Annotated in this window: 10 protein-coding genes; all 10 read right to left on the bottom strand. The window is 63.0% G+C overall.

Going from position 1 to position 12,684, the window contains the following annotated elements; genetic code table 11:
- Nucleotide 1: 1 nt before the first annotated feature.
- The 10 genes from ACI7M0_RS07815 to flhB all read right to left on the bottom strand — a co-directional run bounded on the left by ACI7M0_RS07815 (nt 2) and on the right by flhB (nt 12,682).
- A complete protein-coding gene (locus tag ACI7M0_RS07815) occupies nt 2–742 on the bottom strand; it encodes a flagellar motor protein (RefSeq protein ID WP_014590163.1) in 741 nt (246 codons plus the stop codon).
- On the bottom strand, nt 742–1,854 hold the full coding sequence (locus ACI7M0_RS07810; RefSeq protein WP_010955067.1) for a chemotaxis response regulator protein-glutamate methylesterase: 1,113 nt from the start codon (nt 1,852–1,854) through the stop codon (nt 742–744). The genes ACI7M0_RS07815 and ACI7M0_RS07810 overlap by 1 nt, the downstream gene beginning before the upstream one ends.
- 46 nt (nt 1,855–1,900) lie before the next feature.
- Entirely contained in the window at nt 1,901–4,144 is a 2,244-nt protein-coding gene (locus ACI7M0_RS07805) for a chemotaxis protein CheA (RefSeq protein ID WP_104961058.1), read from the bottom strand.
- A gap of 12 nt (nt 4,145–4,156) precedes the next feature.
- A complete protein-coding gene (locus tag ACI7M0_RS07800) occupies nt 4,157–4,945 on the bottom strand; it encodes a protein phosphatase CheZ (protein WP_010955069.1) in 789 nt (262 codons plus the stop codon).
- Nucleotides 4,946–4,968: 23 nt separating this feature from the next.
- Complete coding sequence (locus ACI7M0_RS07795) at nt 4,969–5,343, bottom strand: chemotaxis response regulator CheY (protein WP_010955070.1); 375 nt, start codon at nt 5,341–5,343, stop codon at nt 4,969–4,971.
- Between the two features lie 107 nt (nt 5,344–5,450).
- Nucleotides 5,451–6,191, bottom strand: coding sequence for an RNA polymerase sigma factor FliA (gene fliA / locus ACI7M0_RS07790; protein ID WP_003254406.1), 741 nt, complete (start codon nt 6,189–6,191; stop codon nt 5,451–5,453).
- On the bottom strand, nt 6,188–7,021 hold the full coding sequence (gene fleN / locus ACI7M0_RS07785) for a flagellar synthesis regulator FleN (RefSeq protein ID WP_003254408.1): 834 nt from the start codon (nt 7,019–7,021) through the stop codon (nt 6,188–6,190). Before fleN ends, fliA begins: the two co-directional genes overlap by 4 nt.
- Nucleotides 7,022–7,114: 93 nt before the next feature.
- Nucleotides 7,115–8,422 carry a flagellar biosynthesis protein FlhF gene (gene flhF, locus ACI7M0_RS07780; RefSeq protein ID WP_020191819.1) on the bottom strand — a complete coding sequence of 436 codons (1,308 nt, stop codon included), beginning with the start codon at nt 8,420–8,422 and terminating at the stop codon, nt 7,115–7,117.
- Between the two features lie 11 nt (nt 8,423–8,433).
- Entirely contained in the window at nt 8,434–10,563 is a 2,130-nt protein-coding gene (gene flhA, locus ACI7M0_RS07775; protein ID WP_104961056.1) for a flagellar biosynthesis protein FlhA, read from the bottom strand.
- Nucleotides 10,564–11,539: 976 nt separating this feature from the next.
- The gene (flhB, locus tag ACI7M0_RS07770; protein WP_104886512.1) at nt 11,540–12,682 is read right to left on the bottom strand and encodes a flagellar biosynthesis protein FlhB; all 1,143 of its coding nucleotides are present in this window, start codon (nt 12,680–12,682) and stop codon (nt 11,540–11,542) included.
- Nucleotides 12,683–12,684: the final 2 nt, after the last annotated feature.

Below are 12,684 nucleotides of genomic sequence, written 5' to 3'. Positions count from 1 at the left end.
GTTACTCCATGAAGCCTTGCAGCTTCAGCTCGATCGAGCGCGGGTTTTCACCTTCGGCAATCGACAGCAGGCCTTCGAGCAGCATTTCGCGGTAGCGCGACTGGCGCATGACGATGGCCTTGAGCTTGCTGGCGACCGGCAATAGCACAAGGTTGGCACTGGCCACACCGTAAATGGTCGCGACAAAAGCCACGGCAATGCCATTGCCCAGTTGCGACGGGTCGGCCAGATTGCCCATCACATGGATAAGGCCCATGACCGCACCGATGATGCCGATGGTCGGCGCATAGCCGCCCATGCTTTCGAATACCTTGGCTGCCTGGATGTCACGGCCCTCCTGGGTAAGGAGGTCGACCTCGAGGATGCTGCGGATGGCTTCCGGCTCGGCGCCATCCACCAGCAGTTGCAGGCCCTTGCGCGCATAGGGGTCGGGCTCGCTGTCCGCTACCCCTTCCAGGCCCAGCAGGCCTTCTTTGCGAGCGGTCAGGCTCCAGTTCACCACGCGGTCGATGCCGCCCGCCAGGTCGACCCGCGGAGGAAACAGGATCCAACGCAAAATCTGCAAGGCGCGCTTGAACGACGACAGCGGCGACTGCAACAGCGCCGCCGCCAGGGTGCCTCCCAGCACGATCAGAGCCGCCGGGCCATTGACCAGAGCACCGACATGACCGCCTTCAAGGAAGTTGCCACCGACAATGGCAACGAAAGCCAGGATCAGACCGATCAGGCTGAGGACGTCCATCAGACGCACGCCTCCACCAGGTGCTTGCCGATTTCGTCCAGGCTGTACACGGCATCCGCTAGGTTCGCCTTGACGATGGCCATGGGCATGCCATAAATCACGCAGCTGGCTTCATCCTGGGCCCACACCGTGCTGCCCCCCTGCTTGAGCAGGCGCGCGCCCTCGCGGCCATCGGCGCCCATGCCGGTGAGCACCACCGACAACACCTTGTCACCGTACGACTTGGCCGCCGAACCGAAGGTGATGTCCACGCACGGTTTGTAGTTCAGGCGCTCGTCGCCGGGCAGGATCTTCACCGTGCCGCGGCCATCGATCATCATCTGCTTGCCACCGGGGGCCAGCAGGGCCAGGCCCGGGCGCAGCATGTCGCCGTCTTCTGCTTCCTTGACGCTGATGCGGCATAGCTTGTCCAGGCGTTCGGCAAACGCTTTGGTGAAGGCCGCCGGCATGTGCTGGATCAACACGATCGGCGCCGGGAAATTGGCCGGCAGCTGGGTCAGTACCCGCTGCAGCGCCACCGGCCCCCCCGTGGAGGTACCGATGGCCACCAGTTTGTAGGGTTTGCGCTTGGGTGCCGGCGACTGCGAGGCCGCCGGCGTCGGGGCCGCTGCACGGGCAGGCGCTGCCGGGCGCGTCTGCGCCTGGCTGGTAAAGGTGCTGGCCGGCGCTGGCGCGGCGACCGGCGCCGTTCTGGCATAGCTGCCGATCCGGCGGTTACTGCGCGAAATGGTGTGCACCTTCTCGCACAGCAACTGCTTGACCTTGTCAGGGTTGCGCGAGATGTCCTCGAAGTTTTTCGGCAGGTAGTCCACTGCGCCGGCATCCAGCGCGTCGAGGGTGACGCGGGCGCCTTCATGGGTCAGCGACGAGAACATCAACACGGGCGTCGGGCAGCGCTGCATGATGTGCCGCACGGCGGTAATGCCATCCATCATGGGCATTTCGTAGTCCATGGTGATCACATCGGGCTTGAGCGCCAGCGCCTGGTCGATTGCTTCCTTGCCGTTGGTCGCGGTACCCACTACCTGGATCGTTGGATCCGCCGAGAGGATTTCCGAGACACGGCGGCGGAAGAAACCAGAATCATCCACCACCAGGACCTTGACTGCCATAAACACTCCATTAGGCGGCGCAACCCGCCAGGGCGCGCCACCGAAATCAAATACGCCGCGCGGCGTAACGCTTGAGCATGCTCGGGACGTCGAGAATCAACGCGATGCGACCGTCGCCGGTAATGGTGGCCCCGGACATGCCCGGGGTGCCTTGCAGCATCTTGCCCAGCGGCTTGATGACCACTTCTTCCTGGCCCACCAGCTGATCAACGACAAAACCGATGCGCTGGGTGCCGACCGACAGAATCACCACGTGGCCCTCGTGCTGCTCTTCGTGCACCTGGCCCTGGACCAGCCAGCGCTTGAGGTAGAACAGCGGCAGCGCCTTGTCGCGCACGATCACCACTTCCTGGCCGTCGACCACGTTGGTACGCGACAGGTCGAGGTGGAAGATCTCGTTGACGTTGACCAGCGGGAAGGCAAACGCCTGGTTGCCCAGCATCACCATCAGGGTGGGCATGATCGCCAGGGTCAGCGGCACCTTGATGACGATCTTGGAGCCTTGGCCCTTGGCCGAGAAAATGTTGATCGAGCCGTTGAGCTGGGAGATCTTGGTTTTCACCACGTCCATGCCCACGCCACGCCCGGACACATCGGAAATCTCGGTCTTGGTCGAGAAGCCAGGGGCGAAGATCAGGTTGTAGCAGTCCGACTCGCTCAGGCGCTCGGCGGCGTCCTTGTCCATCAGGCCCTTTTCCACGGCCTTGGCACGCAGGATGTTCGGGTCCATGCCCTTGCCGTCGTCCGAGATCGACAGCAGGATGTGGTCGCCTTCCTGTTCGGCCGACAGCACTACGCGGCCGGTACGCGCCTTGCCAGACGCTTCACGCTCGTCGGGCATCTCGATACCGTGGTCGACCGCATTGCGCACCAAGTGCACCAGCGGGTCGGCCAAGGCTTCTACGAGGTTCTTGTCAAGGTCGGTCTCTTCGCCGACCAGCTCCAGATTGATCTCTTTCTTCAACTGGCGCGCCAAGTCGCGGACCAGGCGCGGGAAGCGGCCGAAGACCTTCTTGATCGGCTGCATACGGGTTTTCATCACCGCGGTCTGCAGGTCGGCGGTGACCACGTCAAGGTTGGACACGGCCTTGGACATGGCCTCGTCGCCGCTGTTCAGGCCCAGGCGCACCAGGCGGTTACGCACCAGCACCAGTTCGCCGACCATGTTCATGATCTCGTCCAGGCGCGCGGTGTCGACGCGCACGGTGGTTTCCGCTTCGCTGGCGGCGTGCTTTTCGGCGGCCGGGGCCGGCGCGCGAGGCGCCGCGGCAGGTTTGCTGGCCGGCGAAGGCGCTGGCGCGGCAGCGGGCTTGGCCACCGGCTGGCTTTCGGCCTTGGCGGCAGCAGGCGCTTGCGCCTGGACAGCAGCCGGGGCTTCTACAGCGGCAACATCGCCACCGAACTTGCCCTTGCCGTGCAACTGGTCCAGCAGGGCTTCGAACTCGTGCTCGCTGATTTCATCGCTGGCGGCACTGTTGTCGGGTGCGGCAGGCGCTGGTGCCTGGGCGGCTGGCAAGGCGCCAGCCTGGAAGGTGCCCTTGCCATGCAACTGGTCGAGCAGCGATTCGAATTCGGCGTCGGTGATCTCATCACTGACCGCTTCGCTGCTGATCGCAACCGGCGGCGCGGCGACCTCGGCATTGAACTGGCCCTTGCCGTGCAACTGGTCGAGCAGCGATTCGAACTCGGCGTCGGTGATTTCATCACCAGCACCGCTGACAGTCTCGCCCTGCATCTGCTCGTCGGCCGCCGCTTGCGCCTTGATCGCATCGAGCGAATCGAGCAACTGCTCGAACTCACTGTCAGTGATGTCCTGGTGTTGCTCCTCGGCCTCGGCCGGCGCTGCAGCCACCACGTCGGCAACCGGTGCCGGTGCGGGCGCTGCAACAGCTTCAGCTGCGCCAGGTTCGGCCAGGCGCGACAGCGCTGCCAGCAGTGCGGGGGTGGCCGGTGTCACTTCGGCACGCTCGCGCACCTGGCCGAACATGCTGTTGACCGTATCCAGTGCCTCGAGCACCACATCCATCAGTTCCGCATCGACCCGGCGCTCACCTTTGCGCAGGACGTCGAACACGTTCTCGGCGATATGGCAGCACTCCACCAGCTCGTTCAGCTGAAGGAAGCCGGCGCCCCCTTTTACAGTGTGGAAACCGCGAAAGATCGCATTGAGCAGGTCGGCATCGTCAGGTCGGCTTTCCAGCTCGACCAGTTGCTCGGACAATTGCTCAAGTATTTCGCCGGCCTCTACCAGGAAATCCTGGAGGATTTCTTCATCGGCGCCGAAGCTCATCAAACGTGCTCCTTAAAAACCAAGGCTGGACAGCAGATCATCGACATCGTCCTGACCGGACACGACGTCTTCACGCTTATCGGCATGAATCTGCGGACCTTCACCCCGAGTCGGATGTTTTTCTCGATCTTTTTCTGCACGCAATTGATCGTGGTCATGTTTTATACCGGCAAAGCGGTCGACCTGGCTGGCCATCAGCACCAGTTTGAGCAGGTTGCTTTCCACCTCGGTCACCAGTGTGGTGACGCGCTTGATCACCTGGCCGGTCAGGTCCTGATAGTCCTGGGCCAGCAAAATGTCGTTGAGGTGCCCGGAAACCTTGCGGTTACCCTCGGCGCTGTGCGTCAGGAAACTGTCGACTCGCTTGACCAGATCACGAAATTCCGGCGCAGCCACTTCGCGGCGCATGAAGCGCTGCCAGTCGGTGCTCAGGGCCTTGGCCTCGTTGGCCAGCTCATTGAGCACCGGTGTGCTTTCCTCGACCAGGTCCATGGTGCGGTTGGCCGCGCCCTCGGTCAGCTTGACCACATACGACAGGCGCTCGGTGGCGTCGGTAATCTGCGACACCTCTTCTGCCTGCGGCATGGTGGGGTCGATCTGGAAACTGACGATGGCACTGTGCAGCTCGCGAGTCAGCTTGCCGACTTCCTGGTACAGGCCGCGGTCGCGGGTCTGGTTCAGTTCGTGAATCAACTGCACCGCCTCGCCGAAACGGCCCCGCTCCAGGCTTTCGACCAACTCCTGGGCATGCTTCTTCAGGGTCGACTCGAACTCGCCCAAAGACGTTTGTGATGAATCCATGACGCGCCCCCCCCTGACGTGACTCAGCCGTTGACGCGTTCGAAGATCTTCTCGATCTTCTCTTTGAGCACCTGAGCGGTGAACGGCTTGACCACGTAACCATTGACGCCGGCCTGGGCCGCTTCAATGATCTGGTCGCGCTTGGCTTCAGCGGTCACCATCAAGACCGGCATGCTTTTCAGCTTGTCGCTGGCACGCACTTTACGCAGCAGGTCGATGCCGGACATGCCCGGCATGTTCCAGTCGGTCACCAGGAAGTCGTAGTGACCGTTTTCCAGCATCGGCAACGCCGTGGTGCCGTCATCGGCTTCGTCGGTGTTGGTGAAACCCAGGTCACGCAACAGGTTCTTGATGATCCGCCGCATCGTCGAAAAGTCGTCAACGATGAGGATTTTCATGTTCTTGTCCAATTAGACCTCCAAGCAGTCTCAAACGCGCTCGGCCTACCGAGCACGCACTCATTCAATTCGGTACAACGTGGAAAACGACTGCAACGATAGTGGGCTCAACGCGCCCGCCATTCCCCCAGGCGGCTGCGCAGGCGCGCGGCACACTGGCTGTGCAACTGGCTGACCCGCGACTCGCTGACACCCAGCACCTCACCGATTTCCTTGAGGTTCAGCTCTTCGTCGTAGTACAGCGCCAGCACCAGGCGCTCACGCTCCGGCAGGTTGGCGATAGCCTCGGTCAGGGCAGCCTGGAAGCGCTCCTCCTCCAGGCCGCGCGCAGGTTCGACCTGGCCACTGGCGCCATCCTCATGCAGCCCTTCGTGCTCGCCGTCCTGCAACAGGTCGTCGAAGCTGAACAGGCGGCTGCCCAGGGTATCGTTCAAGATCCCGTAGTAATCATCGAGACTCAATTGGAGTTCGGCAGCAACTTCATGATCTTTAGCGTCACGGCCTGTTCTGGCTTCAACCGCACGCATGGCATCACTGACCATACGGGTGTTGCGGTGTACCGAACGCGGCGCCCAGTCGCCTTTGCGCACTTCGTCCAGCATGGCCCCGCGGATGCGGATGCCGGCGTAGGTCTCAAAGCTGGCGCCCTTGCTGGCGTCGTATTTGTTGGCCACTTCCAGCAGGCCGATCATGCCGGCCTGGATCAGGTCCTCGACCTGCACGTTGGCCGGCAAGCGCGCCAACAGGTGGTAGGCGATGCGCTTGACCAGCGGCGCGTAGCGTTCGATCAGCTCGTACTGGGCGTCCTTCGCCGCCCGGCTGTACATCTTGAAGCCGCTGGCGTTCATAGTACGGGTCCCGCGCTGGTGGGTTGCACCAAGCGCTCGACAAAGAACTCCAGATGGCCGCGCGGATTGGCCGGCAACGGCCAGCTGTCGACCTTCTGGGCAATCGCCTTGAAGGCCAGCGCGCACTTGGAGCGAGGGAAGGCTTCGTAGACGGCACGCTGCTTCTGCACCGCCTTGCGCACGCACTCGTCGTACGGCACGGCACCCACGTACTGCAGGGCAACGTCAAGGAAGCGGTCGGTGACCTTGGTCAGCTTGGCAAACAGGTTGCGCCCTTCCTGCGGGCTCTGCGCCATGTTGGCCAACACGCGGAAACGGTTCATGCCATAGTCGCGATTGAGCAGCTTGATCAACGCGTAGGCGTCGGTAATCGAGGTAGGTTCATCACACACCACCAGCAGCACTTCCTGGGCGGCGCGAACGAAGCTGACCACCGAGTCACCGATACCCGCAGCGGTATCGATCACCAACACATCGAGGTTGTCGCCGATCTCGCTGAACGCCTGGATCAACCCGGCATGCTGGGCCGGGGCCAGATGCACCATGCTCTGGGTGCCCGAGGCTGCCGGTACGATACGCACACCGCCGGGGCCCTGCAGCATCACGTCACGCAGCTCGCAACGCCCTTCAATCACATCGGCGAGGGTACGTTTGGGGGTAAGGCCCAGCAACACGTCGACATTGGCCAGGCCCAGGTCGGCGTCCAGCAGCATGACCCTGCGGCCAAGCTCGGCCAGCGCCAGGGACAAGTTCACTGAAACGTTAGTCTTGCCGACGCCACCTTTGCCACCGGTCACGGCGATCACCTGTACGGGATGCATGCTACCCATGTCTGTTCTTTACCTTGTCTCGCTGGGACTCAGGCCACACGTAGGGCAATTCTGCGTGCCCCTTGGCATAGCGACTTTGCACACGCTTCATGGTCAACCCGCTCGCCGTGGGTTGTGATAGAGATCAGCGAACATGTCGGCCATGGCCTCTTCGCTGGGCTCGTCCTGCTGCTGCACATTCACCGCCCGCGTGACCAACTGGTGGCCCCGCGGCAGGTGCAGGTCGTCAGGAATGCGTGGGCCATCGGTAAGATAGGCCACTGGCAGTTCATGACTGATGGCAAGGCTCAACACATCGCCAAGGCTTGCCGTTTCATCGAGTTTGGTCAGGATGCAGCCGGCCAGGCCACAGCGCTTGTAGCTGTGGTAGGCGGCGGTCAGCACCTGCTTCTGGCTGGTGGTGGCCAGCACCAGGTAGTTCTTCGCGGCAATGCCACGTCCGGCCAAGGTTTCCAGCTGCATGCGCAGCGCAGGGTCGCTGGCTTGCAGGCCGGCAGTATCGATCAGCACAACACGCTTGCGCAGCAGTGGTTCCAGCGCTGCTGCCAGCGACTGGCCCGGGTCGACGTAAGTCACCGGCACGTTGAGGATGCGGCCCAGGGTCTTGAGCTGTTCCTGAGCGCCGATACGGAAGCTGTCCATGCTCACCAGCGCCAGGTTCTGCGCGCCGTACTTGAGCACGTAGCGCGCGGCCAGCTTGGCCAGGGTGGTGGTCTTGCCCATGCCCGCCGGGCCGACCATGGCGATCACCCCGCCCTCTTCGATCGGCTCGACTTCAGGCACTTCGATCATCCGCGCCAAGTGAGCCAACAGCATGCGCCAGGCCTGGCGCGGCTCTTCGATCTCGGCGGTCAGGTCCAGCAGCTCGCGGGCGATCGGCCCGGACAGGCCAATACGCTGCAGGCGGCGCCAAAGGTTGGCCTGCTGCGGCTTGCTGCCCTGCAGCTGATTCCAGGCCAGCGAGCCGAGTTGCACCTCCAGCAGCTCGCGCAGGCCCGATAGCTCCGAGCGCATGGCATCGAACAGGCGTGGGTCAACCGGCGCAGCAGCCGGTACGGCGGCAGCCTCCGGGGCCTCGACGTGCGGCTCGATCAACGGTTCGGCAGCGGTCAAAGATTGCCCGGCGAACAATTGGCGGTTGTTGTCGCTGCTGTCCTGGCGCTGGTCCAGCTCGGCCTGGGCAGTGGCAATGCGCGTATGGGTCTTGCGCAGCTCTTCTTCCAGCTCGGCGTTGGGCACACGCGGGGCCAGGGCGGACAGCTTGTAGTCCAGCGCGGCCGTCAGCTCGACACCACCGGCAATGCGGCGGTTGCCAATGATCGCGGCATCGGCGCCCAGCTCGTCACGGACCAGTTTCATGGCCTGACGCATATCGGCGGCGAAAAATCGCTTAACTTGCATTATCCCCTACCTCAGCCGTTAGGGCCCACGGTGGCAACGATGGTGACTTGCTTGTTGTCAGGTATTTCCTGATACGCCAGAACATGCAAATTCGGTACAGCCAGGCGACCGAAACGCGACAACATGGCGCGGATCGGGCCGGCGACCAGCAGAATGGCCGGCTGACCCTGCATTTCCTGGCGCTGGGCCGCCTCGATCAGCGAACGTTGCAGCTTCTCGGCCATGCTAGGTTCCAGAAGAACACCGTCTTCCTGACCCTGCCCGGCCCTTTGCAGACTATTCAGCAAAATCTGTTCCAACCTTGGCTCCAGGGTAATCACTGGTAGCTCCGACTCAACGCCGACAATGCTTTGCACGATGGCGCGACACAATCCGACGCGCACCACCGCCACCAGCGCGGCGGTATCTTGACTCTTGCCCGCGTTGTTCGCGATGGCCTCGGCAATACTGCGAATATCGCGCACTGGCACCTGTTCCGACAACAGGGCTTGCAGCACCTTGAGCAGCCCCGACAAGGAAATGACGCCCGGGACCAACTCTTCTGCAAGTTTAGGCGATGCCTTGGCCAGCACCTGCAGCAGCTGCTGAACCTCTTCGTGGCCGATCAGCTCGTGGCAGTGCTTCTGCAGGATCTGGTTGAGGTGGGTGGCCACCACGGTGCTGGCATCGACCACGGTGTAACCCAGCGACTGCGCCTGTGAGCGCTGGCCGACGTCGATCCACACCGCCTCCAGGCCAAACGCCGGGTCGCGCGCGGCAATACCGTTGAGGGTGCCAAACACCTGCCCAGGGTTGATCGCCAGTTCGCGGTCCGGATAGATCTCCGCCTCGGCCAGAATCACCCCCATCAGGGTCAGGCGGTACGCGCTGGGTTGCAGGTCGAGGTTGTCACGAATGTGCACGGTGGGCATCAGGAAACCCAGGTCCTGCGACAGCTTCTTGCGCACGCCCTTGATCCGCGCCAGCAGCTGGCCGCCCTGGTTGCGATCGACCAGCGGGATCAGCCGATAGCCGACCTCTAGGCCGATCATGTCGATGGGGGTGACGTCGTCCCAACCCAGCTCCTTGGTTTCCAGCGCGCGCTGTGGCGAGGGCAGCAGGTCCTGCTGGCGCTGCGCCTCTTGCTGGGCTTTGACCTTGGCCTGCTGCTGCTTCTTCCACACCAGGTAGGCGCCGCCGGCAGCCATCAGGCCGAGGCTGAGGAAGGCAATGTGCGGCATGCCCGGCACCAGCCCCATGACGATCATCAACGCGCCAGACACCGCCAGGGCCTTGGGCGAATCGAACATCTGCCGATTGATCAGCTTGCCCATGTCCTCGGAACCCGACGCGCGGGTCACCATGATCGCGGCGGCAGTGGACAACAGCAGTGATGGCAATTGCGCCACCAAACCGTCACCGATGGTCAACAAGGCGTACACCTTGCCGGCCTCCGTGAAACTCATACCGTGCTGCATCATGCCGATCAATATGCCGCCGATCAGGTTGATGAACAGGATCAGCAAGCCAGCGATGGCGTCGCCGCGCACGAACTTGCTGGCACCGTCCATCGAACCGTAGAACTCGGCCTCCTGCGCCACCTCGGCACGGCGGTGCTTAGCCTGGGCCTGGTCGATCAGGCCGGCATTGAGGTCGGCGTCGATGGCCATCTGCTTGCCAGGCATGGCGTCGAGGGTGAAACGCGCACTCACTTCCGAGATACGCCCGGCACCCTTGGTCACCACCACGAAGTTGATGATCATGAGGATGGCGAATACCACGGCACCGACCACGTAGTTACCGCCGATCACCACCTCACCGAAGGCCTGGATCACTTTACCGGCAGCGCCATGGCCCTCCTGGCCATGCAGCATGACCACACGGGTGGACGCGACGTTCAGGGCCAGGCGCAACAACGTGGCCACCAGCAGGATGGTCGGGAACGCGGCAAAGTCGAGCGGGCGCAAGGCGTATACACAGACCAGCAGCACCACGATCGACAGGGCGATGTTGAAGGTGAAGAACACGTCGAGCAGGAACGGCGGTATCGGCAACATCATCATTGCCAACATCACCAGCAGCAACAGCGGCACACCCAGGTTGCCCCGGCCGAGCCCGGCCAGGTTGTTGCGGGCGTTGCTGATTAACTGAGTGCGATCCACCGCGAGTCCTCTTGATGCAAAACTTTGACGCCCAGGGGGCGCCTGGGCGTGGCTTTGCAAGAAGCTTTCCAACTTTGCTCGGCGAGAGATTTATGTTGCTGGTACCGGCCCTTTCGCGGGTAAACCCGCTCCTACGACGGGCTGTGCCCAAACACCAATGTGTGTCCACCCCCGATAGGTGTAGGAGCGGGTTTACCCGCGAATACGGTAGCGGCGGCAACGGTGAACGGCGGGTGGAAATTGGCCAGCAGGCCCGGCCCTTTCGCGGGTGAACCCGCTCCTACACGCGGCCTGTGCCCAACCACCGACATGTGTCCACCCCGATCCGGCGTAGGAGCGGGTTTACCCGCGAATACGGTAGCGGCGGCAACGGTGAACGGCGGGTGGAAATTGGCCAGCAGGCCCGGCCCTTTCGCGGGTGAACCCGCTCCTACACGCGGCCTGTGCCCAACCACCGACCTGTGTCCACCCCCGATCCGGCGTAGGAGCGGGTTTACCCGCGAATACGGTAGCGGCGGCAACGGTGAACGGCGTGTGGTAATTGGCCAGCAGGTCCGGCCCTTTCGCGGGTGAACCCGCTCCTACACGCGGCCTGTGCCCAACCACCGACATGTGTCCACCCCCGATCCGGCGTAGGAGCGGGTTTACCCGCGAATACGGTAGCGGCGGCAACGGTGAACGGCGGGTGGAAATTGGCCAGCAGGCCCGGCCCTTTCGCGGGTGAACCCGCTCCTACACGCGGCCTGTGCCCAACCACCGACCTGTGTCCACCCCCGATCCGGCGTAGGAGCGGGTTTACCCGCGAATACGGTAGCGGCGGCAACGGTGAGCGGCGGGTGGAAATTGGCCAGCAGGCCCGGCCCTTTCGCGGGTGAACCCGCTCCTACACGCGGCCTGTGCCCAACCACCGACATGTGTCCACCACCGTGGTAGGAGCGGGTTTACCCGCGAAAGGGCCAGAAGCCGTGACACAAGATCAACTGTCGCGGCGCAGGTCCGGCGGGATCGGCAGGTCGTCCTTCAGCGGCTCTGGGCGCTTGCCCTTGCCGGCGCGGTATTGGCGAATCTGGAACACATACGCCAGCACCTGCGCCACCGCCAGGTACAGCCCCGCCGGGATCTCCTGCTCAAGTTCGGTGGAGTAATAAATCGCCCGCGCCAGCGCCGGCGATTCGAGGATCTGAATGTTGTGCTCCACGCCAATTTCACGAATCTTCAACGCCATGAAATCGCTACCCTTGGCCAGCAGCAACGGCGCCGCACCGCCTTTCTCCGGGTCGTATTGCAAAGCCACCGCATAATGCGTCGGGTTGGTGATGATCACGTCTGCATCCGGCACCGCCGCCATCATGCGCCGCTGCGACACCTCGCGCTGCAGTTGGCGAATACGTTGCTTGACTTCGGGCTTGCCCTCGCTGTCCTTGTACTCGTCGCGCACTTCCTGCTTGGTCATCTTCATTTTCTTGTGCGTCTGGTACAGCTGGAACGGCACATCTGCCGCGGCAATCAGCAACAGCCCGGCTGACATCCACAAGGCACTCCAGCCCACCACCTGCAAGCTATGGATGATCGCCTGCTCCAGCGGCTCATTGGCAATCGACAGCAAGGCCTGGCGATCACCGGAGAGCACCACCACCGCCACCACCAGAATCACGAAAAACTTGGCCAGCGCCTTGAGCAATTCAGTCAGGGCCTGCATCGAGAACATGCGCTTGATCCCCGCCAGCGGGTTCATGCGGCTGAATTTGGGCTGCAGCAAGCTACCCGAGAACAAGAAGCCGCTAAGCGCGATGGGCGCCACGAAGGAAACCACGAACAGCAGGATCAGCACCGGCTGCACCGCCCATATGGCCATCTTGCCCGAGGCCAGCAGGAAGGCACCCATGGCCCGTTCATCGACGATGATGTCACGGGTCAAACTGAAGTTCATGCGCATCAACGCAAGCAATGTCTCGGCCACGTGGCCGCCAAACGCCAGCAGGCCACCGGCACCCGCCAGGGTCACCGCCACCGTGTTCAGCTCCTTGGAGCGGGCGACCTCGCCCTTCTCGCGGGCGTCGCGCTTGCGCTTTTCGGTGGGGTCTTCTGTCTTGTCCTGACCGCTCTCGCTTTCTGCCATGC

Origin of the sequence: Pseudomonas sp. 10(2024) (assembly GCF_045164175.1) — a bacterium.
Classification (GTDB): domain Bacteria; phylum Pseudomonadota; class Gammaproteobacteria; order Pseudomonadales; family Pseudomonadaceae; genus Aquipseudomonas; species Aquipseudomonas alloputida.
This window is presented reverse-complemented; position numbering and strand designations above follow the sequence as displayed.